24 protein-coding genes and 1 other RNA gene are annotated in these 25,879 nt (G+C 48.4%); 16 read left to right on the top strand and 9 right to left on the bottom strand.

All coding sequences use genetic code 11. The annotated features are described in order from the left end of the window. Positions 1-62 precede the first annotated feature (62 nt). From lepA to AC4BAN_RS00315, 3 genes are read left to right on the top strand one after another with little or no spacing between them, the layout of a single operon-like run. Entirely contained in the window at positions 63-1,847 is a 1,785-nt protein-coding gene (gene lepA / locus AC4BAN_RS00325) for a translation elongation factor 4 (protein WP_490562363.1), read from the top strand. 55 nt (positions 1,848-1,902) lie between these two features. Continuing rightward, positions 1,903-2,472 carry a class IV adenylate cyclase gene (locus AC4BAN_RS00320; protein WP_490562362.1) on the top strand — a complete coding sequence of 190 codons (570 nt, stop codon included), beginning with the start codon at positions 1,903-1,905 and terminating at the stop codon, positions 2,470-2,472. Further along, positions 2,453-3,334: a bifunctional 5,10-methylenetetrahydrofolate dehydrogenase/5,10-methenyltetrahydrofolate cyclohydrolase gene (locus AC4BAN_RS00315; protein WP_490562361.1), complete on the top strand. Its 882-nt coding sequence runs from the start codon at positions 2,453-2,455 to the stop codon at positions 3,332-3,334. Before AC4BAN_RS00320 ends, AC4BAN_RS00315 begins: the two co-directional genes overlap by 20 nt. 77 nt (positions 3,335-3,411) lie before the next feature. Here AC4BAN_RS00315 and AC4BAN_RS00310 read toward each other — a convergent pair whose 3' ends face one another. After that, entirely contained in the window at positions 3,412-4,080 is a 669-nt protein-coding gene (locus AC4BAN_RS00310; RefSeq protein WP_490562360.1) for a CatA-like O-acetyltransferase, read from the bottom strand. Between the two features lie 80 nt (positions 4,081-4,160). Beyond that, entirely contained in the window at positions 4,161-4,901 is a 741-nt protein-coding gene (locus AC4BAN_RS00305; protein ID WP_490562359.1) for an EcsC family protein, read from the bottom strand. A 263-nt stretch (positions 4,902-5,164) separates the two neighbouring features. On the opposite strand from AC4BAN_RS00305, the gene AC4BAN_RS00300 reads away from it, so the two are divergent. Further along, on the top strand, positions 5,165-5,701 hold the full coding sequence (locus tag AC4BAN_RS00300; RefSeq protein ID WP_490562358.1) for a YceI family protein: 537 nt from the start codon (positions 5,165-5,167) through the stop codon (positions 5,699-5,701). A gap of 116 nt (positions 5,702-5,817) precedes the next feature. On the opposite strand, the gene AC4BAN_RS00295 is transcribed toward AC4BAN_RS00300, so the two are convergent. The 5 genes from AC4BAN_RS00295 to AC4BAN_RS00275 all read right to left on the bottom strand — a co-directional run bounded on the left by AC4BAN_RS00295 (position 5,818) and on the right by AC4BAN_RS00275 (position 9,617). Continuing rightward, positions 5,818-6,435 (bottom strand): low molecular weight phosphatase family protein, encoded by a 618-nt coding sequence (locus tag AC4BAN_RS00295; protein WP_490562357.1) that lies wholly within the window; start codon positions 6,433-6,435, stop codon positions 5,818-5,820. Next, the gene (arsB, locus tag AC4BAN_RS00290; protein WP_490562356.1) at positions 6,419-7,513 is read right to left on the bottom strand and encodes an ACR3 family arsenite efflux transporter; all 1,095 of its coding nucleotides are present in this window, start codon (positions 7,511-7,513) and stop codon (positions 6,419-6,421) included. Before arsB ends, AC4BAN_RS00295 begins: the two co-directional genes overlap by 17 nt. A gap of 28 nt (positions 7,514-7,541) precedes the next feature. Next, positions 7,542-8,387, bottom strand: a complete 846-nt coding sequence (locus AC4BAN_RS00285) for an arsenite methyltransferase (RefSeq protein ID WP_490562355.1) — start codon at positions 8,385-8,387, stop codon at positions 7,542-7,544. A 54-nt stretch (positions 8,388-8,441) separates the two neighbouring features. Then, positions 8,442-8,774, bottom strand: coding sequence for an ArsR/SmtB family transcription factor (locus AC4BAN_RS00280; protein WP_490562354.1), 333 nt, complete (start codon positions 8,772-8,774; stop codon positions 8,442-8,444). 174 nt (positions 8,775-8,948) lie between these two features. Then, positions 8,949-9,617 carry a hypothetical protein gene (locus AC4BAN_RS00275; RefSeq protein ID WP_490562353.1) on the bottom strand — a complete coding sequence of 223 codons (669 nt, stop codon included), beginning with the start codon at positions 9,615-9,617 and terminating at the stop codon, positions 8,949-8,951. Positions 9,618-9,923: 306 nt separating this feature from the next. On the opposite strand from AC4BAN_RS00275, the gene AC4BAN_RS00270 reads away from it, so the two are divergent. From AC4BAN_RS00270 to AC4BAN_RS00225, 10 genes are all read left to right on the top strand, one after another. Continuing rightward, positions 9,924-10,787: an aminotransferase class IV gene (locus AC4BAN_RS00270; RefSeq protein WP_490562352.1), complete on the top strand. Its 864-nt coding sequence runs from the start codon at positions 9,924-9,926 to the stop codon at positions 10,785-10,787. 134 nt (positions 10,788-10,921) lie between these two features. Further along, a complete protein-coding gene (locus AC4BAN_RS00265; RefSeq protein ID WP_490562351.1) occupies positions 10,922-12,034 on the top strand; it encodes an acyltransferase family protein in 1,113 nt (370 codons plus the stop codon). A gap of 62 nt (positions 12,035-12,096) precedes the next feature. Further along, on the top strand, positions 12,097-12,858 hold the full coding sequence (locus tag AC4BAN_RS00260; RefSeq protein WP_490562350.1) for an oxygenase MpaB family protein: 762 nt from the start codon (positions 12,097-12,099) through the stop codon (positions 12,856-12,858). 199 nt (positions 12,859-13,057) lie between these two features. After that, positions 13,058-13,354, top strand: coding sequence for an antibiotic biosynthesis monooxygenase family protein (locus AC4BAN_RS00255; RefSeq protein ID WP_490562349.1), 297 nt, complete (start codon positions 13,058-13,060; stop codon positions 13,352-13,354). A gap of 185 nt (positions 13,355-13,539) precedes the next feature. Continuing rightward, positions 13,540-15,099 (top strand): GAF domain-containing protein, encoded by a 1,560-nt coding sequence (locus AC4BAN_RS00250; protein ID WP_490562348.1) that lies wholly within the window; start codon positions 13,540-13,542, stop codon positions 15,097-15,099. A gap of 43 nt (positions 15,100-15,142) precedes the next feature. Continuing rightward, positions 15,143-19,303 (top strand): chemotaxis protein CheB, encoded by a 4,161-nt coding sequence (locus AC4BAN_RS00245; protein WP_490562347.1) that lies wholly within the window; start codon positions 15,143-15,145, stop codon positions 19,301-19,303. 147 nt (positions 19,304-19,450) lie between these two features. After that, positions 19,451-19,550, top strand: an RNA gene (gene ffs / locus AC4BAN_RS00240) — signal recognition particle sRNA small type. A 97-nt stretch (positions 19,551-19,647) separates the two neighbouring features. Beyond that, positions 19,648-20,304, top strand: a complete 657-nt coding sequence (gene fsa / locus AC4BAN_RS00235; protein WP_490562346.1) for a fructose-6-phosphate aldolase — start codon at positions 19,648-19,650, stop codon at positions 20,302-20,304. Positions 20,305-20,397: 93 nt separating this feature from the next. Beyond that, on the top strand, positions 20,398-20,601 hold the full coding sequence (locus AC4BAN_RS00230) for a fructose-6-phosphate aldolase (RefSeq protein ID WP_490562345.1): 204 nt from the start codon (positions 20,398-20,400) through the stop codon (positions 20,599-20,601). Between the two features lie 6 nt (positions 20,602-20,607). Beyond that, positions 20,608-21,318 carry a cell division ATP-binding protein FtsE gene (locus AC4BAN_RS00225; protein ID WP_490562344.1) on the top strand — a complete coding sequence of 237 codons (711 nt, stop codon included), beginning with the start codon at positions 20,608-20,610 and terminating at the stop codon, positions 21,316-21,318. Positions 21,319-21,340: 22 nt separating this feature from the next. Here the strand turns inward: AC4BAN_RS00225 and AC4BAN_RS00220 are convergent, their stop codons facing one another. Further along, positions 21,341-22,003 (bottom strand): hypothetical protein, encoded by a 663-nt coding sequence (locus AC4BAN_RS00220; RefSeq protein ID WP_490562343.1) that lies wholly within the window; start codon positions 22,001-22,003, stop codon positions 21,341-21,343. A 158-nt stretch (positions 22,004-22,161) separates the two neighbouring features. On the opposite strand from AC4BAN_RS00220, the gene AC4BAN_RS00215 reads away from it, so the two are divergent. Both AC4BAN_RS00215 and AC4BAN_RS00210 read left to right on the top strand, forming a co-directional pair. Beyond that, complete coding sequence (locus AC4BAN_RS00215; RefSeq protein ID WP_490562342.1) at positions 22,162-23,298, top strand: DegT/DnrJ/EryC1/StrS family aminotransferase; 1,137 nt, start codon at positions 22,162-22,164, stop codon at positions 23,296-23,298. Beyond that, positions 23,291-24,349 (top strand): Gfo/Idh/MocA family protein, encoded by a 1,059-nt coding sequence (locus AC4BAN_RS00210; protein WP_490562341.1) that lies wholly within the window; start codon positions 23,291-23,293, stop codon positions 24,347-24,349. Before AC4BAN_RS00215 ends, AC4BAN_RS00210 begins: the two co-directional genes overlap by 8 nt. Here the strand turns inward: AC4BAN_RS00210 and AC4BAN_RS00205 are convergent. Next, entirely contained in the window at positions 24,344-25,831 is a 1,488-nt protein-coding gene (locus AC4BAN_RS00205; RefSeq protein ID WP_490562340.1) for a lipopolysaccharide biosynthesis protein, read from the bottom strand. The genes AC4BAN_RS00210 and AC4BAN_RS00205 overlap by 6 nt on opposite strands. Positions 25,832-25,879: the final 48 nt, after the last annotated feature.

The following is a 25,879-nucleotide window of genomic DNA, read 5'->3' as shown; positions in this document are numbered from 1 at the left end:
TTCGACGCGAAAGCAGTAAGAGAGCCACTTTATTCTTAACTTTGTTCTCGTATTGATATTATATGAAGAACATTCGTAATTTCTGCATCATCGCCCACATCGACCACGGAAAAAGTACCCTGGCCGACCGTCTGCTTGAGTTTACGCAAACAGTTGCGGAGCGAGAAATGCAACACCAGCTATTGGATAACATGGATCTGGAGCGGGAGCGCGGCATCACCATCAAGAGCCACGCCATCCAGATGAACTACCATTACAAAGGCGAGGATTATGTACTTAACCTCATTGACACGCCCGGCCACGTGGATTTCTCTTATGAGGTTTCCCGTTCTATAGCAGCCTGTGAGGGCGCGCTCCTGATCGTGGACTCCTCCCAGGGAATTGAGGCGCAGACTATTTCTAACCTGTACCTGGCCATTGGCAACGACCTGGAGATCATCCCAGTGCTGAACAAGATCGACTTGCCTCATGCCATGCCAGAGGAGGTGTCGGATCAGGTGATAGAACTGATTGGCTGCGACAAAGAGGACATCGTGCTTGCCTCCGGAAAAGCCGGTATTGGCATAGAAGAGATCCTGAACGCGATCTGCGACAGGATCCCGGCTCCGCAAGGAGACCCTGAGGCACCTTTGCAGGCCTTGATCTTCGATTCTGTTTTTAACTCGTACCGGGGCATTGAGGTATACTTCCGTATTTTCAACGGCACGCTTAAAAAAGGGGAGAAGGTGAAATTCATTAACACCGGAAAGACCTATGAAGCCGATGAGATCGGGGTGCTGAAGCTGAACCAGGAATCCAGAAAGGAAATGGGGGCCGGCAACGTGGGCTACCTGATCTCTGGAATTAAAAACGCTAAAGAGGTTAAAGTAGGGGATACCATCACGCACGTGGATCGTCCGGGAAAAGGCATCCAGGGATTTGAAGACGTGAAGCCGATGGTATTTGCCGGTATTTACCCGGTTGAAACCAGCGAGTATGAGGAGCTCCGCGGCGCCATGGAAAAGCTGCAGCTTAACGACGCCTCGTTGGTGTGGGAACCGGAAACTTCTGCCGCCCTTGGTTTCGGATTCCGTTGCGGGTTTTTAGGCATGCTGCACATGGAAATTGTGCAGGAGCGCCTGGAGCGTGAGTTCGACATGACCGTGATCACTACTGTGCCGTCGGTGCAGTTCCATGCCTACGATACAAAAAACAACCTGCTAAAAGTAAATGCCCCGTCCGAAATGCCGGACCCGAGCTTTATCAGCCATATCGAAGAGCCCTTCATCAAGGCGCAGATCATCTCTAAGTCTGACTATGTAGGCCCTATCATCACGCTCTGCATGGACAAGCGCGGCATCCTGAAAAACCAGACCTACCTGACCAGCGACAGGGTGGAGCTTACCTTCGAGATGCCTCTGGCCGAGATCGTGTTCGACTTCTTCGACAAGCTGAAAACGATCTCCCGTGGCTATGCCTCCCTGGATTATGAGCTGATCGGTTTCCGACAGGCCAACATGGTAAAGCTGGACATCATGCTGAACGGGGAGAAGGTGGATGCGCTGAGCGCCATTGTGCACCGCGACAAAGCCTACGACTGGGGCAAGCGCCTTTGCGAAAAACTGCGTGAGTTATTGCCGCGCCAGATGTTCGAGATTGCTATCCAGGCTGCCATCGGGCAAAAGATCATCTCCAGAGAAACGGTGAAAGCTATGCGCAAGAACGTGCTGGCCAAATGTTACGGCGGTGATATCTCGCGAAAGCGCAAATTGCTGGAGAAACAGAAAAAAGGAAAGAAACGCATGCGCCAGGTTGGCAATGTGGAAATTCCGCAAGAGGCCTTCTTGGCCGTGCTTAAACTTGACTAACATATAAACAAGCCCCGACGTGCCTCCGCGCTTCGGGGCTTGTTGTTTTACAAGCATGCCGGATTCTGTAAAGTTGTACACCGATAGTACCATTAAAGCACGTTGCGCCGATCATGCAGCCATAGAACGTATACTGGAACTGCATAACGCCGACTATAAAGGGTTAGACAGGCAGACGGATACCTACTATGAGGTAGCATATGGTAAGTTGAAGTTGCGGCAGGGAAACATAGAGCACGTGCTGATCCATTACCACCGCAAAGATGTGGCTGATAAGAAACAAACAGAAGTGTTGCTGTATCTGGAAAATCCGGATAAGGACACGGTAAATAAGTTTTGTGGCGGACTCACGATTGTAGCGGAAGTGAGGAAACTGCGAAAAATATACTTTATCGGGAACGTTAAATTCCACCTGGACCAGGTGGAAGGCCTTGGCGGATTTGTCGAAATTGAAGCCTTGGATGTAGACGGAACGCTTGGCGCAGCCCGGGTACACCAGCAATGTGCCTATTATAAAACGCTCCTGCAGCTAGACGACAAAGACCTGATCGATGCTGCTTATGTTACAATGTACGAACGCTTAAATCATACCTATACATTAAAATATGACTCTGCTCGACGGTAAAAAAACATCAGAAACTATCCAGCTGGAGATAGCGGAAGAAGTAACGAAGATGAAAGCCAATGGTGATAAGGTGCCCCATTTGGCTGCCGTGCTGATTGGCAACGACGGCGGTTCCGTAACCTACGTGAACAACAAGGTGCTGGCCTGTGAGCGCATCGGGTTCGGATCAACGCTTATCCGCTACGAAGACTCGATTACGGAGGTAGAGCTGCTGCAAAAGATCAAGGAACTGAACGAAGATGAGAGCATAGATGGCTTTATCGTGCAGCTGCCCTTGCCAAAGCACATAGACACGGAGAAGGTGCTGGAGGCCATAGACCCGCGCAAGGATGTGGATGGTTTCCATCCGACCAATGTCGGGCGCATGGTGGCCGGTTTACCAGCCTACTTGCCAGCCACGCCAGCAGGTATACTGCAGTTGCTGAAACGCTACGAGATAGAAACTGACGGCAGACATTGCGTGGTTATCGGGAGAAGCAACATAGTCGGCTCCCCGATGAGCATTTTGATGGCAAAAGCTGCTTACCCCGGAAACTGCACCGTAACGCTTTGCCACCGCAACACCGTAGACCTGGGTTATTACACGCGCCAGGCTGACATCATCATCACAGCTGTTGGAAAACCCGGCCTTATAGGTCCGGAGATGGTGAAAAGGGGCGCCGTGGTGATCGATGTGGGCACGACCAGGGTACCCGACGATACACGCAAGTCCGGGTACAGGCTGCGCGGCGATGTTGACTTTGAGGCCGTGGCACCCAAATGTAGTTACATTACCCCGGTGCCGGGGGGCGTAGGTCCGCTTACCATTGCCATGCTCATGCGCAACACCCTGAAAGCGGCCAGAAAGGAGATTTACGGTTAAACCGCTTTGTTCGGAACTTGCAAAGGACACCGAAATATAATGTCCTCTGCAGGTAAATTTTATATGCGAGATGTTACTCAGGAAGCCAGCCCAGTAGAAGGCAGGGAGTTGATGTAGGTTTCCAAGTGCTGCAGGAACAAGTGAATGTGGTATCCATCGGCCAGCGCATGGTGCACACGTATACTTAGCGGCAGTATCACCTTTTTCTCTCGCATCTCCAGTTTGCCAAACGCCAGTTTTGGAATCGAGTCGTCTGCATCGGCGGCGTGGGCATGCTCCATGCCGTTAAGTTTAAACCAGGGCAGGGTAGTGGCGTGTATCAGGTCGGGCCCGTTGTAGCCATAAAACAGGGACTTGCTTCGCTTCGCTTCTGCTATAATGCCGGAAGCCTCCCGGCAGAAAGATTCAAGCTCGGGGTGGTGCGGTAACTGAACAAAAGATACGGTCATGTTATCTTTCAGGATCGTGGTTGAAATATCCACCCCTTCATACTTCACCACCTGGCCACACTCCAGCCGCAGCATAAAATTTTCGGTTTGGCGTGCAGCCACTGTGGCTGCGTGCAGGTAGCTCAGAAAAACAGACTGATTGCTGGTCTTACAATAATTGTAGAGCCTGGTGAGCTCTATTTCGGTGTGCACATTAAAGAAAGGCTGCGCAAAGGTTCTGAAAAAGTGGAAATGCTCCTCCCGCGCCCATCCAGTTGTCTCAAAGCGGGATTTAGCGTATTTCGTGTTCATGCTCATAGCGCAAAGCTACAACCTGCCAGGGCAAAGCGAAAATACTTTTAAAAAAGTCAGCGGGACAGCCTTCTAAACGGGTCACCTTACAGCAGTTGGGCATCGTGCAGGCGCATACGGTAAGCGTTCATGGCTGTGTTGCCGAGTTTCTTAATGAGCCGGAAATTAACGACAGCCCCTATGGGTGCGCCTACCAGCGGAATTAGCTGGGCCATTTTAACCAGGTCGATGTAATCACGGTATTCCTGCTGAAATGCTCTCCAGTCAAACTGATGGATGTCTTCCGGCAGTTCGTGGGCCCTTTTTTGCCAATCTGCTATTTGCAGGTAAACAGCACGCCGATGCTGCTGACTGCTGAACGCAAGTTGAAATATATGCAGCAGGTATAACCGTTCCCGGTAATCATTGGCATCGTAACCGTAGCAGGCGGCGATTTCAAATAGCAGTTTCAGTTTTAGGCTGAGCAGCAATGGAAAGTCCGCTAAGCCCAGAATAAAACCCCCGGCCCCGGTCGCAGCCCCTTCAGCGGCGGCAGTTTTTTGATAAAATCGGATGCGTTTCAAGACCTCCGTTTCACGCGCCTCTAAAGTCAGGCCTGCCAATGGAAGTTTGGTGATCTTGCCTGCCCCAAACAACATGGCCCGGATCATCTGTTTGATGGAGGCGGTAACAGCACGGTGTACCTTATCCGGTATAAAACTGTTCAGTTTTGTTTGCACCTGCCTTGACAAGGCGTTAAAGAACGACGGCGATCTTAACATGGTGTGTTGCCAATGCCTCAGTTCCGCCAAGGCTTGGAAGTTATAGGTAGTTGGAATGCTTTTCATATTTGATTTAACTGCATGGAATACGGAGAAACCAATCAATCTGGCAAAAGCTAAACTCTTGGCAAATCCTGCTTTATATTATTTGAAACTTAAAAAGCTAATTCAATGTATATACATCAAATGTATGTACTTTACAGCTATGCTATTTTATCCTTTGTTATGAGACCTTTTGGGACCTTACGGATAAAAGCTGGCTGACTTTAAATGGTACATCCAATTTAAGACAAATGCTTCTAAACCAGTAAATTTAAATCATAGCTATTATGGCAATAACTAAATGGGCAGTAGACCCAACCCACAGCGAAGTACAGTTTAAAGTAAAGCACCTGATGATCACCACTGTAACCGGGTACTTTGGCAAGTTTAATGTGGAGGTAGAAACAGAGGGCGATGACTTTGCGCATGCTTCTAACGTGCTTTTTACGGCCGAGGTAGACTCTATCAGCACCAACAACGAACAACGGGACACGCACTTGAAATCCGCTGACTTCTTTGATGCCGAAACCCACGAGCAAGTAGTTTTCAAAGGAAAAGATTTCGATAAGGTATCGGAGGAGGAATACAAATTGCATGGCGATTTGACCATACGCGGCACCACCAAACCTGTAACCGTAAACGTGGAGTTTGGCGGCATTGTGGTAGACCCTTATGGTCAAACGAAAGCAGGTTTTACCGTTACCGGTAAAATTAACCGAAAAGACTTTGGTCTAACCTGGAACGCGGTAACAGAGGCAGGCAGTGTGGTGGTAAGCGACGAAATTAAGTTGCAGGCAGAAATACAGCTTGTGAAACAAGGCTAACTTTACGAAACCATATAGAGACAGAGGCGCCGCTATATATGCTGTAGCGGCGCCTCTGGTTTTTATTTTAACACAAATTTTGAATAGCGTCTGCAATTTGTCCTCGCAGCGTCAGGTCATACTTTGGAGAAAACATAGAACATCTCCCTACCAATGTGCAGGGTGCTTTCCCTGTATTTTTGCTTCTGTAGCGTTGTTGCGTCGTATAACTTTGGATCATCGTATGAAATGGAGATGCGTTCTTCTGCGCCAGGTATAAACGGGCATCCCTGATCAGCCTCGGAGCAAGTCATGATGGCACAAAAGTCAGAGGTTGGGTTTTCAACGTAATCATATATTTTGGAGAAAACTGTGAGTGGAACTGTATTTGTTGCATATCGAACCTTGTAAGTTGGATTTATACTTTTGTTTTCCATTTCAATTTCGAAACCTACTTCTTTTAATGCTGCTATTGCAAACGGGTGAAAAGCCGTGACTTCAGTTCCGCCGGAGAAAAAACTTATCCCGTCGAGGTGATAGTAAAAAGCAGCAACCTGCGACCAAAGCTGGGCCATGTGGCTACGGCGAGAATTATGTGTGCAGATGAAGACAAGGGCTACAGACTCACCTTTTTCTTTTTTCTTTCTGATATATCTGGAAAGCTGTTGGAGCATACGCTTTCTATCCGGAGGTATAACCTGAAACGTTGACGCCAGACATTGCGCTGTGTGGTAAAGGTCAGGAAGTAAGTTCATGGACTGAGTTATTAACGGTTGTTCTAAATAATTTTCGCCTTAACCAAAAAGCCAATTTTACCATAGCAATTAAAGCAGGTACTTCCACAAGTGGGCCAACTACGCCGGCAAATGCTTCTCCTGAATTAATTCTGAAAACAGTTATAGCAACCGCAATGGCAAGTTCAAAATTATTTCCGGATGCAGTAAAAGCAATAGCAGTTGTTTCTGAATACTTAGCGCCAGAACGTTTACTCATCAAAAAGCTTATAATAAACATTATTACAAAGTAAAGCACCAGAGGCACTGCTATGCGCACTACATCAACAGGAATGGTCACTATTAATTCGCTTTTCAGACTAAACATGACAAGAATTGTAAATAGTAAAGCCAGGAGTGTAATAGGGGAGATGGCAGGTAAGAATTTGGATTGGTACCATTCCTGTCCCTTTATAGGTACTAATACAACACGGCTTAGCAAACCAGCCAGGAAAGGGACACCAAGGTATATGCCGACGCTTTTGGCTATTTCTCCCATCGAAATATTTATGGCAACTCCTTTGAATCCGAAAATAGGAGGGAGTTTTGTGATAAATATCCAGGCATAAAGGGTATATAAAAGAACCTGAAATATACTATTCAAAGCTACTAAGCCAGCAGCAAACTCCTTATCCCCATCGGCCAGATCATTCCAGACAAGTACCATGGCAATACAACGAGCCAAACCAATTAAAATAAGGCCTGTCATATACTCCGGATAATCATGTAGAAATGCTATTGATAGTATAAACATCAGTACGGGGCCGACTATCCAATTGAGTACTAGCGACAATCCAATCAACTTTACATTGTTGAACACTTTTGGCAATAATCTGTAATTTACTTTAGCCAGAGGAGGATACATCATGAACATAAGCCCCATAGCAATAGCCTGGTTTGGCGTATCTTTAGGCAAAGAATCATGATAAACCAAGCTTTTCGGGAAAAAATACCCGAGTGCTACCCCTGAGATCATAACCAGAAATATCAAAAGCGATAAGTAGCGATTTAAAAAACTCAGGCGCTTCCTTTTCAAGCCAATTCGATTGCTGGCCGCCATAAACTGGTATTTTAACGTTAAAATTCAATTAACAACAAGCTACCCCTGGTTCGCAGCAGGAGGTCTTCTCCGGCTTATCAGCATATACCGTGATGCTGTAGATTCCAGTCTGGCTAGCACGGAATTGCTGTATCTCCTGATCGGTTAAGTAATCGCGTAGTATCTCATCAGGCACATGGATCGCTTTTTCTTTTTGCACCGCAATGTTCCTGAAACCGGTTGCATGAATGAGCGCCAGGTACGCATCTTTTTGGATGGCTCCCGAAACACAGCCGGCATACATTTCACTGGCTTTCACTAAACCTGCCGGCAAGTCGCCTACCAGCACCACGTCAGAAATACTAAAATGCCCACCTGGCTTCAGAACACGGTACGTTTCGGAGAAGGCTTTCTGCTTATCCGGCACCAGGTTCAGCACACAGTTGCTGATCACTACATCCGCTTCGTCAGCAGCGATAGGCAACTGCTCTATCTCACCCTGCCGGAACTCCACGTTGTTAAAGCGTAATTTGTCGGCATTCAGACGGGCTTTGGCTATCATAGCCTCAGTCATGTCCACACCAATTACTTTGCCTTCGACGCCAACCAGGGCGCGGGCCACAAAGCAGTCGTTCCCTGCACCGGAGCCAAGGTCCACCACAGTGTCTCCCACACTAATCCGGGCAAATTCGGTCGGCACCCCACAGCCAAGTCCCAAGTCGGCGTCGGGGTTATAGCCAGCTAGTTCTGTGTAGTTGTCGGCAAAAATGGCATAGTCTACTGTTGAACAGCCTGTGGCACCACAGCACGAAGCTTCGTTCTGCGCTTTGCTCTGCAGCGCGATCTCGCTATACTTGTCCTGAACTATTTTCTTTAATTTTTCAGTATTTTCCATACGCTTAAAAAGAATTTAAATTATCGGTATATTGCGATTAAAAAAATCAAAAAATTAGCAACAGCTGGTGTTGCAGGGCGTAAGCTTTCCAAAAAGAACTTGTAGCAGTTTTCCGGCCTCTTCCCATACTTTCTCATCGATGCAGTAACATATTTTCTTGCCAGCAATATCCCCTTTAATCAGGCCGGCATCCTTAAGCTCCTTCAGGTGCTGCGAAACCGTGGATTGCGATAGCGGGAGTTCGGCTACAATGTCGCCGCAGATGCACGATGACCGCTCCAACAACAAGCGCAGGATAGCGATGCGAGCAGGGTGTGCCAGGGCTTTCGCATATTTGGCCATCACTTTGTCAGCCAGCTTAAACTCTTCAGTTTTGGTTTGTCCCATACAATTATTTATAATCGTAAAATTACGATAAAATTTTTCAGGTCAAACATTTTTCATTTAAATGTTTGTTTAAAGTATAAAAGGCCGGCATGAGCAGGATGCTAGTGCCTTATGAAATGCCAAAAAAAAGCCCGGAGATAAATTTCCGGGCTATGATGTGATGTCAGGATTGCTTTAAGCAATAGTTTTACGCTGAAGCGAGCTGATCTGCTGGTTAAGCTCTTCGATGCGATTCATCTCAGTCTGAAGGTCTCGCTTTAATTTCAGCTCCCGCTCCCGGGCATTTTTCTTCACCTCATTCAACTCCAGGTCGATTTCATCAAAGGCCCTCTTTTTTTCATCAGTTACCTGCTTGCTCCTCTTGAACTGGAAATAAATTACGGCCAGTACAAGTAGCAGTACAGCTATAACAGAAACCATCATGATGACGAAGGCTTGCTTGGGAATATAAAACAGCCCAAGTACAGAAATGCTGTCGCTTTTCTGTACTTCTTCCTCTTTCAGGGCATTGTCTTGCTGCAGGGCTGCTATTTGATTCTGCTGCGAAGCAATTTCAGACTGGGCTGACGCTAATTCAGCTTTAGAGCCACTGCGTGCTTTGATTAGCTCGGTTTCCGTGGCTTTTATGTTGCGTTCCACACTGTTCCAAAAAGCATCAAGAGAGCCGACACTTACAACTTTATACTCTGTTTTGCCTTCTCTGTAGTTGTTGGCATTTTCTTTCAGACTATTAAACTGGCTCAGTAGTTTTTGAGATGCTTTAGCCTCTTCTGTCGCCGTTTCCTGTGCATTTACTACTGTTAATGAGGATGCAAAGAGCAAGGATAAAAAGAATGCTTTCATACTAGTTTATGTAAATTGATAAAAAGGATACTACAATTAAGTAAAAAGATTCGAAAGTAAAGGCATTTAGATGCGCAAAGGCTACTCCACTTTTCTTCTAGCTAAACTTTACAATGCTTTTTTTATTGCATTTAGTTCGCTTCAAGGTTTTTTAGCATACCTTAGACTGGCATTGGATTACTAAAAACTGGCTGATTTAAACTGCGAGGATAGGTAAAGCTAAAACTAACCCGCAAATATTTAACACCGTATCTTATTGTTATTGCGCTCCAGCCACGTAGGCATTGTAAATAGTTTTTTTGCACCATGGAACAACCACTGATAGCTTTTTTAAACGATGCCTTTATCCCGTTAAAAGATGCAAAATTGCATGTGAGTGACCTTGCCATCCAGCGGGGCTACGGAGTGTTTGATTTTATAAAAGTACAGCAGCGTACGCCCCTGTTTCTGGAGCGTTACCTGGATCGTTTTTTTGCCTCGGCCCAAGCGCTGAACCTGCAAGTGCCTTATAAGCTAGAGGATCTGAAAAGTATTGTGCAGCAACTGGCAGAGAAGAACAACTTGCTCACCTCAGGCATAAAGCTCATCTTAACAGGGGGCTATTCCTTAAACGGCTATGACCCGGCGGCGCCGAATCTGCTGATCATGCAACAGCCACTTACCCTTCCGGCTTTTGATGTTTTAGAGGCAGGAATAAAGGTCATCACGCATGCCTTCGCCCGCGAATTGCCCAGGGTAAAAACAATAAACTATACCATGGGAATCAGGTTGCAAACAGAGATTGTGGAACAGCATGCCGATGAGGTCTTGTACCACCATAGGGGCGTGGTATCGGAGTTTCCGAGGTGCAACTTTTTTATTGTGACTGAGGATGGCACATTAGCCACCCCCGCTCAAAACGTGCTTTTAGGGATTACCAGGGGTAATGTTATGCAGGTGGCTGCTCAAAAGTATGAGGTAAAGGAAACGGGTATTACACTACAGGATGTATTTAGGGCAAGAGAAGCCTTCCTAACCAGCACTACAAAACGGATAGTACCTGTCGTGTCCGTAGATGGGGTGCGCATAGGAGCGGGGGTTCCCGGAAAAATGACGCACGATCTGCTACAAATGTTGGTGACACTGGAAAATGAGGACTTCGTCGCTAATTCTTCAGAACATAGGGTGTAAACAGATATTCTTATTGTAAATTATGAAAAGGAATACTTACTTCTATTGATCTTCGTAGTAAAATGGTAGTAACTTGCAATTTTTCCTTTGGTTATTGCTAATATTTGGTTTTTACTTTTTTTATTCCCAAAACCGTGAGAATTGACCAGATCACATTCACCCGATTTGTTGCGGCGCTCTCCATCGTAGTCTTTCACTTTGGCAGGGGAATTTTTCCGTTCAACCACAGCTCTGTCGCTTTCCTGTTTCAACATGCCAACATTGGGGTAAGTTATTTTTTTATACTTTCCGGCTTTGTGATGATCATTGCCTATGGAACACAAACCAGGGTTAACGCCCCGGCCTATTTCAAAAGCAGGTTTGCCCGCATTTATGCGGTTTACCTACTGGCCATTGTCCTGTTGGGTGCCTATGATTTAAGCTCCGGGAAAACATTGGATTATAGCGGTGTCTTTTTCAACCTGCTGGCCATACAGGCCTGGTTGCCCGGAAAGGTGCTTTCGTTTAACTATCCAGGCTGGTCTTTGTCAGTGGAGATTTTCTTTTATGCCGTGTTCCCTTTGCTGTTCAACCAAATCTACCGCAAGCTAAGTTTTAAGCGGCTGGTGGTGCCTCTGCTTTTTTTCTGGCTACTAAGTCAGGCAGTGTTGCATTGGGGCTTTCACTCCGGGTATTATGGGGGCTCCGCTTCTAAGTTCAGCGATTTTATATTTTATTTCCCACTGCTGCACCTCAACGAGTTTCTGATTGGGAACCTAGCCGGTTTCTTTTTTTTATACAGGTGCAGTGCCCAAAAAGGGAATTACGATTTGATGATTCTCCTGCTTGTGGCAGCTGTTTACCTTGTGCTTAAATACCCAAGCGGCCTGTTGTATCAAAATGGTCTGTTGGCCTTCCTGTTTGCACCTATCATAGTCCTGATCTCACTTAACACAGGTTGGCTGGCAACAGTGTTTAAACTAAGGCTTCTCATTCTTTTGGGCGAGGTCAGCTATGGGTTTTATATTTTACAGGTGCCCGTCTTTAACTGGTCTCGCAAAGCATTGTATGTTCTTGGTATTCAGGCCCAAGCAACAGTGTTCTATACTTCGCTCTGTGCCCTGCTGCTGGTATCGTTTACAAGCTATTTTCTGATTGAAGTGCCTTTTAGAAACTACATTAAAAACGCCGCGTTGCTAAATAATATCCCCTGGCCCTTAAAATTTAAGATGCAGCGCGGAAAAGTGCCGCAAGAGCCTGCACCGTGATGTTGCCTTTTCGGGGGCTCCGGGTTTATGCCACCTTCCGGTAACTGCTGCGTTTAAAACTTATGGAGTTGTTTGTACCTAAAGGTTCAGTTGTCAGGGAAATTTGGGGTAAAAGCGATACGGTGCTTTTTATTTTTGCCGGCGCATCGGCAGAGTTTGCCCTGAACAAAGCGGTCGACTGGCTTTATTTTACAGGTAAGCTGCCAGCTGATCCGCCCGGACGCTTGTTTTCCACCGTCGTTTATGCACAAAAGATAGTTTTTTCGTCAAGAGCCAGGGCGCACGAGGCCATCGATGCCATGGCGGCCATACATGCCGGGGTGGAGGCGGCACGAGGCATGTCAATACCCGATTGGGCCTACCGCGATGTGCTTTTCATGCTCATCGATTATTCCATTCGTGCCTATGAGTTATTGGAACGGAAACTGACACCTGCTGAAAGGTCCGAGATTTTTGAAGTGTTCCGGCAGGTAGGCAGTCGCATGGGCATTAACGGGTTACCTCACACTTTTGCAGCATGGCTGGTGGCGCGGCACGAGCACCTGGCACACGACCTGGCCAGAAGCCCCTATACGGCAGATCTTTATAAACAGTACAAAAAGCACCTCGGCCACATTCGGTACAAACTTTTACTGGAAGCACAGAAGCTGGTAGTGCCTCGTTTGGTAGGCCGCCTGCTTGGTTTTAATACATTACCCTATCTGATTCCTGTGTTGAAGGCCTACAAGCTCAGCCGATTTGTACAGCTCGATGATCTGTTGAAAGCGATCATTTTGCCTGCCGCCTATAAAGCTGAAATACGTGCACTGGAAAATGTTACGTAAGAGAAAATACCCCTCGGGAGCATAGAGTGGCAGAAAATCATTGTTTGAGCTTTCACAGTTAATAGGATTAAAAGCCGAATTCAGTTATTATTGTAAATAAATAGTGCTTTGGCGCGTTTATGTCTTTGATAGTTTCTTGGCCAACCTCACTTGCAGGCAGTTTGATAGCCGCAGTGGAAAGGCCTGTAAATAACCATGCATGTTTGTAGCTGTTAGTATATTTGAAGTGGCCAATGATATGGCCGAAGAAGTAAAAAACGCCTTCGTATCAAGACCACACCTGGTCGACAAGGCACCGGGGTTTAAGGAAATGAAAGTGCTCTCGCCTCAGGAAAACCTGAATGAAGTATGGGTAACGACTTTCTGGGATCAGGAAGAAAACTACCAGGCTTGGTACAAAAACCACATGAAAGAATCTCACCAGGGCATTCCAAAAGGCCTGAAGTTAGTGCCAGGCAGCATGAAGATCCGCTTTTTTGATCAAGTGACCACTTAACTCATTCGTCCTACCTTAAATTAACTAAACTTTAATGTTTGTTGTGCAGTATGGGTAAGTTAGCCAGAAATCCATTATTCTTCTAATAGGCTCAAGTTCTGCGCTGATCATAATTTTAGGTAAAGCCCAGTTTATAGATAGAAAGAGCTCTAAGATTGCGCTGCCGGCAATAGCAACATTATTTTATGGAAGACAAAGCAATGGGGGCATACCAGGCCGTCACAAAAAACTACGATTCTGAATTTTGCGGAAGCATCCCGCTTCACCTGGTTAACCTGATACAACCGTATGGTTGTCTGTTGGTTTTGGAAAAATCCAAGCTTGCCATCACCCAGGTAAGCGAGAATATCACGGATTTTCTGGCTCTGTCCGTTGATGAGATTCTCGGGCGCCCGTTGGCCGAATTAATTAGGCCAACGGAGTTAAAGGACCTGGTTGAGAAGATACAGCACCAACAGAACGAGGAGCGAATCCCTGTCAGTTTAACCTTTACAGTAAAAGGTTCAGCAAAGTGCTTCACTGCCTTGGTGCACCCCAGAAAGGAGCAAGTGCTGGTGGAACTGGAGGAAAGCCGAGAAAATGAAACCAACGCCACTTCTTTTTTAGAGCTTTACCGGCAAGTGCAGTTCATCACCTCGCTGCTTAAAAATGCTTCCACGACCACAGAGCTCAGCCAAATCGCGGCTGAAGCTATCAAAAACCTGTCCGGCTTCGATCAAGTGTTGGTTTACCAATTTGATGCCAACTGGAACGGAACCGTTATCGCCCAGGCACGGGAAGCGGGAATGCCCGATTACATGGGCCTTATTTTCCCCGCTTCCGACGTACCCCGGCAGGCTCGCGACCTTTACCTCAAAAACCCATACCGGCTCATTCCTAACAGATCGTATACACCTGTTCGGCTAATACCCGTGATAAATCCTATCACGCAGCGTTTTACCGATCTGGCAGATTGCAACCTGCGTAGCGTAGCCACGGTGCATCTGGAGTACCTGGCTAATATGCAGGTGATGGCCTCCATGTCTTATCCGCTTATTGTCGGGAACAAGCTTTGGGGCCTTATCTCCTTTCATCACCGCACGGCACGATTCCCAAGCTATGAACTGCGCTCCGCCCTGGAACTGCTGACAAGTATACTGTCTGTGCAGGTGGCTGGTAAAGAAACAGAAAAATCTATTCTACTGCGTTCAGACCTTAAGGATTTACATGCACGGCTCCTGGAGCAACTATACACCAATTCGAATGCACTGGAGGGGCTGCTTTCTGGAAACACCACCCTGCAAGACCTGTTGGCATTGTCGGGCACGGCCCTGGTTTTTGAAGGAAGCCTGACTACCAGCGGCGAAACCCCTGGCAAGCAGGAATTAAAGGAGCTGATTGCCTGGCTCAGACGCAAAAAAGTGGAAAAGGTGTATGCCACCGATAACCTGCCGGGAGAGTTTGCCCAGAGCAAAGATTACAAGCATGCAGCCAGTGGCCTGATAGTTTTACCGATCAATGCCGAGCAAGGGGAGTACTTGCTCGGTTTTAGGAAAGAGGTTGCCCATACCTTAAACTGGGGCGGTAACCCGAACCAGGCGATTCAAATGGAGCAGGACGGAAAAACATACCACCCTCGTAATTCTTTTGCCGTGTACAAGGAGCAGGTGCAGTTTACCTCGGCGCCCTGGCTGGCAGAAGAAATGGAAGCTGCTGAAGGCATACGAAGCGCCATACTTGAAAAGATTATTAAAGAAAGATATTAATAGCAAGGCTGCTACGGCACTGTCGCCTTGCATACGATAAAGTATGAATACCTCATCTACCCTGCATTCAGAAACACCTGTCGTCACAGACCATTACCTGGTGGGGATTGGTGCGTCGGCTGGTGGTCTGGAGGCCATCCACGAGTTATTCGATCACTTTCCGGACAACTCCAGTTTCTCGTTTGTGATCATACAGCACCTGTCGCCCGACCATAAGAGCCTGATGGCGGAACTGCTCTCGAAGCACACCGGCATGCAGGTGCAAGAGGCCGAGGATAAAATGCTGACCCGGCCCAATTGTGTGTATGTATTGCCCAGCGGCAAACAGCTTACCCTGCAGCACGGGCGTCTGCACCTGGCCGAAAAGGAGCGTAACCGGGAACCGAACTTTGCCATCGATGTTTTCTTTGAGTCGATGGCCAAAGACCTGGGCAAATACGCAATCGGCGTGGTGCTCTCGGGTACCGGAACAGACGGCACGCGGGGCATAAAAGCCATTAAAGCGGCGGGTGGCATGGTGATGGTGCAGAATCCTGAAAACGCCAAGTTCGACGGCATGCCCAGGAGCGCCATCCAAACGGGCGTGGTTGATTTTGTGCTCTCTCCGAGGTTAATGCCCAACGAGATAATAGCCTTTACCAGCCAGGTGCCCCTGTTACAACCCTTGTCAGATGATAAGGAGGAGGGTGACGAGGCTGTTGTGAAGCAGATTTTAGAATTGATCCGCAACCAAACCCATACTGACTTTAATCATTACAAAAGGGCAACTATCAGGCGGCGAATAAGCAAGCGCATGCAATTCCTGCAAGTCGAAACTTTAACGGATTACCTGACACTGCTGACAGATACGCCCTCCGAAATAATTCTTCTTTGCCAGGAGTTTTACATCAACGTTACCCAGTTTTTTAGGGATCAGGAGGCTTTCGCCACCCTTGAAGAAGACGTGATACCGAAGATCGTTGCCAGTAAACCGGATGGGGAAACCATAAAAGTATGGGTGGCGGCCTGCAGCACCGGGGAGGAAGTTTACTCCCTGGCCATCCTTTTTGTAGAGGCTTTCGAAAAAATGGGCCGGGAGCCTGCCCTCAAGCTGTTTGCCACAGACATTGATCAGGAGGCGATCACGAAAGCATCGAAAGGCATTTACCCGCTTTCAATCAGTAAGGATGTTTCAGCGGAGCGGCTGCAGCGTTTCTTCTTGCTTAAGAACGAGCAATACCTGATCAGCGAAGAAATCCGGAAAATGGTGGTGTTCGCACAGCACGACCTCCAAAAGGACCCGCCTTTCAGCCGCATCGACCTGATTACCTGCCGCAACATGCTCATTTACCTGAACACCGAGCTGCAGAACAAGGTGATGGCTATTTTCCCGTATGCCCTTAACCTGCACGGCTACCTGGTATTGGGGCCCAGCGAGCACATCGGCGATTTAAAGTCGTATTTTAACGAAGAGAACCGGAAGTGGAAGATCTACCGGAAGATAAAGGAGAGCACCGGTGTCCGCCATACCTATGGCATCACGGATTATACGCCGGTGCTTAACCAGAGAAGCAAGCGGGAATCGTCGCAGGTGTCGCACCTGGCCCGCTACAACGACGCGTTTATGGATGCCGTGGCCAGCGACTTTAAAGTTTCCGGTCTGTACGTGGACGAGAGTTTCCAGCTACTGCATGGCATTGGCGATATTAACCGGATCCTGAGCTTCCCTGATCTCAGGCTGCACTTTAACCTCCTGAAAATGGTGCCCGAGGAGTTAGCTGTAGCCCTGAGCGTGGGCGTACGGAAAGCCCTGAAGCAGAACCGCCAGGTGGTGGTGAAGCAGGTGGCGGTGAAAATCAAAAACAAGAGCCAGTTGCTGCACGTCTCCATCAAGCCGTTGGAGACAGAGAAAAGCCTGCCTCAGGTTATCCTGATCCTCATACAGGAAATGGGCCAACGCTCTCCGCTGCCAAAGTTAGCCGACCACGAAACCATCTCTGATCCGGATTATTACCAACAGCTTGCGGCTTTGGAGGTAGACCTGAACGAAGCCCGGGAGAGTCTACGGCTTACTGTGCAGGACTTAAGCACAGCCAACGAAGAGCTGCAGAGCTCTAACGAGGAACTTATGTCGAGCAACGAGGAACTGCAAAGCTCAAACGAGGAGATGCAATCGTTGAACGAGGAGCTGCATACCGTTAACTCGGAACACCAGCTAAAGATAAAGGAACTACAGGAGCTGAACGAGGACCTGGACAACTATATCCGTAGTTCCAATATCGGGCAGCTTTTCATCGATCATTTCCTGGATATCCGAAAGTTCACCCCGAATGTAAAAGAGCTCGTCAACATAATAGACAGCGACGTAGGCAGGCCCATTGCACACCTTTCCTACAACCTCAAGAATAAGAGCCTGCTCGAAGATATCCAGCGGGTAAACAACACGTCCGTAGAAGTGGAGGTAGAAGTAGAAACCAATGAGGGGAAATTTTACCTGGTGCGTATCATCCCGTATTTGAAGCAAAACGGGAACAAGGATGGCGTTGTGCTAAGTTTTGTGGATATATCCGCTTTAAAGGCTCTAACCAATGTGGTGCAGGGGGTGCTGGACAGTTCGCTTAGCAGCATCATGGCTTTTAAAGCAATTCGGGAGGCTGATGGTAAGATAAAAGACTTTTCATGGAACCTGTTGAATACCAAGGCCGAGGAGTTTATGGGCAAAACATCAGGGCAGTTGCAGCACAGCACCGTTTTGGGCGAGATGCCTTTTGTCAAGAAAAACGGACTCTTTAAGAAGTTCGCCGCTGTGGTGGAAACCCACCAGCCCTTGTATGTGGAGCAGTACCTGGAAGTCAACCAGAAAAAGGCATGGTACGAGATTGCGGCCGTGAAGATGGGCGATGGGCTAACGGTTACCATGGCCGACGTAACGGAGAAGAAAGTAGCAGAGGAAAAGATACTGGCAGCCTATGAGGAGCTGAAACAGGCAGAAGAAAAACTGATCGGGCTTAACAACGAGCTGGAGGCAAGGGTGACGGAGCGAACTACCGCACTTGCTGAAAGCGAAGAACGTTTCCGGCTGGTGTCTATGGCCACCAACGATGTGATCTGGGACTGGAACCTGGTAACCAATGAACTGTGGTGGAGCGATAACATAGAGGCTTTGCTGGGTTATGAAAAGCTGGAAATGCCATCGGGCTTCGGGAGCTGGACCGAACTCATACACCCCGATGACCGGGAGGCCACCGTTGCCAGCATCAACAAAGCTATCAACTATGGTCAGGAACAGTGGGCCGGGGAATGCCGGGTAAAAAAAGCAGACGGCTCATACGCCCATGTTGCTAACCGGGCCTATATCATGCACAATGAGTATCAAATACCCTACCGGGTGCTTGGGTCCTTTATTGACCTGACCGACCTGAAAACGACGCAGGAAAAGCTACAGAACACAAACGTGCACCTGCGCCGCGTGAACGCTGACCTGGACACTTTCGTTTACACGGCCTCCCATGACCTGAAAGCCCCCATTGCGAACATAGAAGGTTTGCTGCTACTGCTGGAAGACCAGATCCTGGCCATGGGCGAGGTGCCGGGCGAACCGACGCAACCCGTATTTGAGATGCTGAAAGATGCTATCAGCCGCTTTAAGAATGTAATCAAAGACCTGACGGACATTGCCAGGGTGCAGCGCGATGTGAACTATACCTCAGAGACAGTTGACCTGCAGGAAGTACTGGATAAAGTACAGGCTAGCATGCAGGACCAGCTTACAAAGGAACGGGCGAAAATAAACGTGGACTTTGCAGAAGCTGCGTATGTAAAGTTCTCTAAAAAGAACCTGTACAGTATTCTCTACAACCTGCTGACTAACGCTGTAAAATACAGATCACCGGAACGGGACCCCTGTATCAGCCTCAAGACGACGCGCACAGCAGATCATGTCATACTGACGGTCAAAGACAATGGGCTCGGTCTCAGTAAAGACAACCTATCTAAGGTATTTACCCTCTTCAAACGCTTCCACTCGCATGTAGATGGCACAGGCATGGGACTTTACATTGTAAAGCGGCAGATGAATAATGTGGGGGGTGATGTGCAGGTTGAAAGCGAGGAGAATAAGGGTTGCACCTTCACTTTAAACTTCCCCTTGAAGGAGGACGATGAAGACAAAACGCAGCTGCAGGAAGCAGGAGGCGAAGAGAACATGGAAAAAGCAGGGCACTAGGCACTTTTGCTATTTTTAAGCCACCAGCGATAACCCTAAACCCCTGACCTTGAACAAGCCGGTGTACAAACAGTTACAAGTTGTAACTAACAGCCCAATTTTATGCGCGCATTTGTTTGCAGCGGAATATTATTTGTGTACTTTTGTAACGGCAAATCGGCACGGCCAGCTCCTGCTGAACTCCCCCAGGACCGGAAGGTAGCAAGGGTAGGCGGTTGAGCGGCGCGATGTTCGGTTTGCCACTTTTTTCCCTCCGGGCTTTCACCCTTTTCTTATTTCTCCCTCATTCTTTCCCGTTTACAGATTAATGCATTAAATTTGTAGAGAACCTACAACCCAGCATTATGAAATTCTTTATCGATACAGCTAACCTGCAGGAAATTCAGGAAGCACACGACCTTGGTGTTTTGGATGGCGTTACCACAAACCCGTCTCTGATGGCAAAGGAAGGTATCACCGGCCACGATAACATTATTGCACACTACAAGAAGATCTGTGAGATTGTGGATGGCGATATCAGTGCCGAGGTAATTGCCACGGATTATGATGGCATGGTGCGTGAGGGAGAGTTCCTGGCCGAACTACACCCTAACATCGTGGTAAAGATCCCGATGATCCGGGATGGCATCAAGGCCATACGCTATTTCAGCGAGAAAGGCATCAAAACCAACTGTACCCTGGTGTTCTCCGCTGGCCAGGCTTTATTGGCTGCCAAAGCCGGCGCAACCTACGTTTCTCCGTTTGTGGGCCGTTTAGATGATGTTTCTACGGATGGTTTGCAGTTGATTGAGCAAATCGTTCATATATATGGCAACTACGGCTATCAGACACAGGTATTAGCCGCTTCGGTGCGCCACGTTATGCACCTGGTGCAGTGCGCAGAGATCGGGGCAGACGTGGTAACCTGTCCCCTGAAAGTGATCACCGGTCTTCTCAAGCATCCGCTTACCGATAGCGGGCTGGAGCAGTTCCTGGCTGATCACGCCAAAGGCAATAACTAGACTAAAATGGTGAGCAGCGTATGCTGAAATAAAATAGGGTTAATCTCCTCCTTTATTTCAGCATCGCTACTTTAGCATGCAAGATTTTAGGCTATGTATATCATTAAAGTAAAAGGCAAGGCAAAAATTCCGGATTACATCCAGCTCCGCGACGTGAATTTTGTGCTCATCGCCTATTTTAGAGCCGACCGGCCACTTAAGAACCTGGACCGTTACGGTTTAGACGGCAAGGAAGAGGCATTGGCCTCCCTGATAGAATCTCTTGAGTTCGGCAAGCTACAGAAACTTGAGATTTAAGCCCCTATGAATTTTTCCTCTTCTCCTGTGGTGTCCCTGCGCGAAGTCGCGGTTTACCAGGATGTGAACACGATCCTGAGCAACGTGAATTTCGATATCGAAAAAGGTGAGTTTGTTTACCTGGTAGGGCGCACCGGAAGCGGTAAAAGCTCGCTGCTGAAAATGCTGTACGCCGACCTGCCCTTGTTGTCGGGTACGGCCGCGGTAGCGGATTTTAAGTTAACCAGCCTCCCCCGCAAACAGGTGCCTTATCTGCGCCGCAAGATCGGCATCATTTTCCAGGATTTTCAACTGCTCTTTGATCGCTCTGTGGCTGAAAACCTGACATTTGTACTGAAGGCCACCGGTTGGAAGGATAAGTCAAAGATCAGGCAACGCATCTCGGAAGTGTTGATGCGGGTTGGCCTGGACGCCGCCGCCGGTAAATTGCCCCACCAGCTTTCTGGCGGTGAGCAGCAGCGCATTGTAATTGCACGAGCCCTGTTAAATGAGCCCGTGATCCTGTTTGCCGATGAGCCTACAGGCAACCTCGATCCGATGGTGGCCGACGGCATCATGAAGCTTTTCGAGGAGATCAACAACAGCGGAACCGCTATCCTGATGGCAACGCACAATTATGAGATCATAAACCGTTACCCGAAGCGGGTTCTGAAGTGTGAGCAAGGCAAGGTGCTGGATTCGCGGGTGGAGCAGTTCTCGCTAACCAATGGGTTCTAGCTAAGCCTATCTTTTAGAAGTTCTAGGCTACGCTATGCTGCGCGCGTAGGGATTTGTACCGTTGGGTGGCTTTTTCTATGGCATTTTTTGCGGAGGCGCTGAGTTCAGCCTCCAGCGTTCTTTTACGGTTGTTCAGGGCAATCCACCAACCCTCCACAAGCTCCCAGTCTCTTCCTTCTAACGCCGCAGCCTTAGTTTCCAGGTTTTGAACAAAGCGCTCGTATGTTGCAGGCAGGTCGCTGGCGGTTATGCTGCTCAGGTCGTCGCTGCTGATCTTGAGGCCCAGGAGCTCTCTGCGCAGTTTGTAACGCCGGCTTATGTCCTGGTATTTGGTCTTCTGCTTTTCGTAAGCCCGGTTATAGCGATCCTCCAACTTCTGAAAATCCTGCTGTTCCGCTTCGTTGTAAAGATCAATGTTCTGAACAACTTTGCGTTTGCGTTCGTCATACTGCTGCATCATCTCCGCCGACTCTTTTTCCCACATAGAGTTGTCTTCCTCGGCCTGGTGCATGGCGCGGAGTTCCACCTCCGAAAAATTCCTGTCAGCTTCTTGCTCCGTCTGTGTCACAAAGTCGCTGTATTCCTGGTAATTCTTATCTCTTTCCTGTTTTTCCTGCTGGTCGGAGCAGGAAACAGTTATACTTAGAAGCAGGAATGCAAGGAGGGCGCGAACAGAAATAACCATATGATATATTAGCTTTATTATTTTGCTAGTAACGCAGCCAGTGTACAAGGGTTACAAACCGGACGAACTGAACCCGTAAGCTACTTAATGTACAGTTTTGCTTGCCGGATAAATAAATGCTTTCATTATATTTGTTTGGTTTAAAGAAATGTACTTCCGTGGAAGATATTAAAATGGTGGATCTGAAGGCGCAGTATGGCATGTTAAAGCCTGAGTTGGATGCCGCCTTCAGTGCCGTAATGGAAAGCATGGAGTTCATTAACGGGCCCCAGGTGTCAGCTTTTGCCAGAAGTCTGGAGAGCTACCTGCAGGTGCAGCATGTTATACCCTGCGCCAACGGTACCGACGCCTTGCAAATAGCCCTGATGGCCCTGCGGTTACCTGCTGGTGCCGAAGTGATTGTGCCCTCCTTCAACTATGTTTCCGGGGCGGAGGTAGTAGCCCTTTTAGGTCTTAAACCTGTTTTTGCGGATGTACTGCCCACCACCTTTGCCCTCGACCCATCTTCAGTAGCACACCTGATCAACCCAAACACGGCAGCTATCATACCGGTGCACCTTTTCGGCCAATGTGCGCCCATGCAGCAACTCATGGCTTTGGCGAATGCGCATCAGCTCTGGGTGATTGAGGATAATGCCCAGGCACTGGGCGCTGTATATACCTACCCCGACGGGAAGCAGGCTAAGGGTGGCACCATTGGCCATATCGGGACGACTTCTTTCTTCCCCTCTAAACCGCTGGGGGGCATGGGGGATGGGGGCGCCGTATTTACCAACGACAGCAGCCTGGCCGCCAGCATTCAGAAAATAGCGAACCACGGACAATCAGAGAAGTATAAGTTCTCTACCATCGGCATAAACTCAAGGTTGGATACCTTACAGGCCGCTTTACTCGATGTAAAGATCAAGTATATTGAGGCATACAATGCGGCCAGGCAAGAGGTAGCGCGCGTTTACGACCAAACTTTCGCTGGTTCTCTGCATGTGCAAGCGCCTGTAAGGGCACCTTACAGCTCGCATGTGTATCATCAGTATACGCTTAAAGTTAGCCCAAAACAGCGCGACCCTTTGCAGCAATACCTCCGCGATAACCATATTCCAAGTATGGTGTATTACCCTACCCCGCTTCACCAGCAGGAAGCCTATGCCCAGTGCAACACCCAGGAGGAGGACCTTTCCGTGTCAGAGCTTTTAGCTGAAAGCGTGCTGTCGCTGCCCATGCACTCGGAGTTAAAGCAAGAGCAATTAGCCTATATTGGGGAGCATGTTTTAGCGTTTTTCGAGCAGTATGGTTAAAGCATACACAGGTAAGATCAGGTTCGCGATAGTTGGTTACGGGCAAATAGGCAAGCGCCATGCGCAGCTGCTGTGGCAAAACAAGGAAGCGGAGTTAGTTGCCTTAATCGACAACAGACCAGATTTTTTAACGGAATCGCCCGTATTTACCGATGTCCCCCGGTTTAAGGCGCTGGAAGATTTTCTTAATTCGTCGGTGCAGGCCGATGTGCTCTGTGTCTGTACCCCCAATTACCTGCACCACCCGCACGCGATCATGGGGCTGCAACACAACCTGCACGTGGTTTGCGAAAAGCCCATGGCCCTGCAGGTAAAGGATTGTGAGGAGATGATCTCGGTGGCAGCCACGTATGGCAAACATATTTTTTGTGTGATGCAAAACAGGTACAGCCCACCGGCTTTGTGGTTGAAGGATACCGTTCAAAATGGCGCTTTAGGGAAAATATACCACGTGCAGGTAAACTGTTTCTGGAACCGCGATGAGCGCTACTATTTGCCAGGCAATTGGCGCGGGACGCTGGAAAAGGATGGCGGCACCCTGTTTACCCAGTTCAGCCATTTTGTAGATATGCTTTACTGGCTTTTCGGAGATATCAGGAAGGTGAAAGGGCAATTCAAAAACCACAACCATAGCCATTTAACAGCTTTTGAGGATAGCGGTTACCTGCAGTTCGGGTTTAAAAGCGGTGGCTTCTGCACCTTTAATTATTCCACATCGGTACACTCGCAAAACCTGGAGAGCAGCCTGACTGTGATAGCCGAGCATGGCAGTGTGAAAATTGGTGGCCAATACATGAATGCCGTCGAATACTGCGACATCCAGAATTACGTGTTGCCAGAGTTACCCACCTGCCAGCCTGCAAACAATTACGGGCACTATTCAGGCAGTGCGGCCAACCATCAGTTCGTGTTCGCAAATGTAATCAGCACGCTGCGTGAGCAGGCTACGGCCACAACCAAGGCCCACGACGGGTTAAAAGTAGTGGAAATGATTACACGCATCTACCAGTTGAAGGCTAAGAAAAAGCTTCCAACGGGCCAGTTATTATAGGTTTAAACCCGTCAAGCGCTGTACCGCCTTTCTGAGCCAATCATTCAGCTGCGGGTACACCTGCAGGCCCAGGGTAAGGCTGCCGTACAAAAGCACAATGAGCAGTGAGCGCACCGCAATATCCAAATACACGTTACCCAGGTAGGGCAGCAGGTAAGAGAGGCCCAGAGCCAGCCCGGCGATGCCGGTTATAGCAAGGGCGCCCCAGGTAAAAGGCTGGATTTGGAAAACCCAGCGCACAAAGAACAGGCGGGTCAGGTTCATGAAAACCAAGGACAGCATAGAGGCAAAGGCAGCGCCCTCGATGCCATAGCGCGGGATAAAATACCAGTTCGTCCAGACAGTCAGGCCCGCCAGCACCACATTAAAACCCAGGTCCCATCTATATTTCTCAGAGGTGGCCAGTATGGCGCCGTTCAGGCTGGTTGCCAGGTCCACGAGGCGGGCCAGGGCCAAAAACAGCACCACATACTTTCCGCTGCGGTAACTCTCCGGCATAAAATCGTACAGGTTATCAATGTTGGCCCAGATACCGATAAAGAGCAGCAGTCCCACAATCAGGTTCACCATGGTCACGTTGGTGTACAGCTGTTTCATTCCAGGTAAGTCTTTCTCTTTCCAAAAGTCCGCCACCTGCGGGAGCGCGATTTTAAGCATAGACCTGCCAGGAACCAGAATGGCGCTGGTCATAAAAAAGGCCGTGGTATAGATGCCGTTGTCCGATAAACTGTAAGATGAGATCATCACCTGGTCTACCGTTGTGATAATGGTAGTGGAGATGTTGCCCAGGAAAGTAAAGAAGCCGTAGTAAAACAGTTCCCTGATCGGGATGATGCTTAGCACGGCCAGCGAGGGCTTCACAAAAAGCTGCTTCAGCCACATGATGTAGAGCACCAGCACCAAGGCACCGAGCGAATTGATGATGATATACAGCAGCACGAATGTCTGAAAATCCATCACGTTAAACGCATACACGCTAATCAGCACCGTGGTGAGGATGCGCAGCAGGAAATCCTGCACAAACGAGGAAACGATGGTTTTGTAGAGCGAGCGCAGGTATGCGGTGAACATGTTGAAGAGCAACGCAAACAGCGAGAGGGGAATCAGGTAGTAATAGTAGTCTAGTATAAGCGGGGAGTTCTCGATGTAATAGTTTACTACCAGGGGCTTAAACAGCAAAAAGAGTGCGGTGCTCAGGATAAAGCCAAGCAAGGGAACTGAAATAAGCAGAAACAGAAAGCCATTGTGCTCCTTGTCCTTGTTTCGGAAATAAGGGAAATAGCGCACGCTCATGTTCACGAATCCCAGGGCCGAGAACTGCGCATACATCACCGAGATGGAAAGGAGCAGTCGGGTAAGGCCTACCTCAGAGGGATTCAGGAAATTCGGGAACAGGATCACCGTGTTCACATACCCGATCAAGATGCCGGCATACGAGATCACATTGTTCCAGATACCTTCCCGCTGTAGAATTTTACTCATGCGCTTTTGATGCTGCCCGCAAGTAAGCTAAAAGTTTAGAGTAAAGGA

The sequence above is a fragment of the Pontibacter sp. GD13 genome, from assembly GCF_058216355.1.
This window is presented reverse-complemented; position numbering and strand designations above follow the sequence as displayed.

Excerpts from the sequence above, each read along its gene's own strand:
- lepA (WP_490562363.1), top strand. The coding sequence starts at position 63 with ATGAAGAACATTCGTAATTTCTGCATCATCGCCCACATCGACCACGGA.
- AC4BAN_RS00320 (WP_490562362.1), top strand. The coding sequence starts at position 1,903 with ATGCCGGATTCTGTAAAGTTGTACACCGATAGTACCATTAAAGCACGT.
- AC4BAN_RS00315 (WP_490562361.1), top strand. The coding sequence starts at position 2,453 with ATGACTCTGCTCGACGGTAAAAAAACATCAGAAACTATCCAGCTGGAG.
- AC4BAN_RS00310 (WP_490562360.1), bottom strand. The coding sequence starts at position 4,080 with ATGAGCATGAACACGAAATACGCTAAATCCCGCTTTGAGACAACTGGA.
- AC4BAN_RS00305 (WP_490562359.1), bottom strand. The coding sequence starts at position 4,901 with ATGAAAAGCATTCCAACTACCTATAACTTCCAAGCCTTGGCGGAACTG.
- AC4BAN_RS00300 (WP_490562358.1), top strand. The coding sequence starts at position 5,165 with ATGGCAATAACTAAATGGGCAGTAGACCCAACCCACAGCGAAGTACAG.
- AC4BAN_RS00295 (WP_490562357.1), bottom strand. The coding sequence starts at position 6,435 with ATGAACTTACTTCCTGACCTTTACCACACAGCGCAATGTCTGGCGTCA.
- arsB (WP_490562356.1), bottom strand. The coding sequence starts at position 7,513 with ATGGCGGCCAGCAATCGAATTGGCTTGAAAAGGAAGCGCCTGAGTTTT.
- AC4BAN_RS00285 (WP_490562355.1), bottom strand. The coding sequence starts at position 8,387 with ATGGAAAATACTGAAAAATTAAAGAAAATAGTTCAGGACAAGTATAGC.
- AC4BAN_RS00280 (WP_490562354.1), bottom strand. The coding sequence starts at position 8,774 with ATGGGACAAACCAAAACTGAAGAGTTTAAGCTGGCTGACAAAGTGATG.
- AC4BAN_RS00275 (WP_490562353.1), bottom strand. The coding sequence starts at position 9,617 with ATGAAAGCATTCTTTTTATCCTTGCTCTTTGCATCCTCATTAACAGTA.
- AC4BAN_RS00270 (WP_490562352.1), top strand. The coding sequence starts at position 9,924 with ATGGAACAACCACTGATAGCTTTTTTAAACGATGCCTTTATCCCGTTA.
- AC4BAN_RS00260 (WP_490562350.1), top strand. The coding sequence starts at position 12,097 with ATGGAGTTGTTTGTACCTAAAGGTTCAGTTGTCAGGGAAATTTGGGGT.
- AC4BAN_RS00255 (WP_490562349.1), top strand. The coding sequence starts at position 13,058 with ATGTTTGTAGCTGTTAGTATATTTGAAGTGGCCAATGATATGGCCGAA.
- AC4BAN_RS00250 (WP_490562348.1), top strand. The coding sequence starts at position 13,540 with ATGGAAGACAAAGCAATGGGGGCATACCAGGCCGTCACAAAAAACTAC.
- AC4BAN_RS00245 (WP_490562347.1), top strand. The coding sequence starts at position 15,143 with ATGAATACCTCATCTACCCTGCATTCAGAAACACCTGTCGTCACAGAC.
- fsa (WP_490562346.1), top strand. The coding sequence starts at position 19,648 with ATGAAATTCTTTATCGATACAGCTAACCTGCAGGAAATTCAGGAAGCA.
- AC4BAN_RS00230 (WP_490562345.1), top strand. The coding sequence starts at position 20,398 with ATGTATATCATTAAAGTAAAAGGCAAGGCAAAAATTCCGGATTACATC.
- AC4BAN_RS00225 (WP_490562344.1), top strand. The coding sequence starts at position 20,608 with ATGAATTTTTCCTCTTCTCCTGTGGTGTCCCTGCGCGAAGTCGCGGTT.
- AC4BAN_RS00220 (WP_490562343.1), bottom strand. The coding sequence starts at position 22,003 with ATGGTTATTTCTGTTCGCGCCCTCCTTGCATTCCTGCTTCTAAGTATA.
- AC4BAN_RS00210 (WP_490562341.1), top strand. The coding sequence starts at position 23,291 with ATGGTTAAAGCATACACAGGTAAGATCAGGTTCGCGATAGTTGGTTAC.
- AC4BAN_RS00205 (WP_490562340.1), bottom strand. The coding sequence starts at position 25,831 with ATGAGTAAAATTCTACAGCGGGAAGGTATCTGGAACAATGTGATCTCG.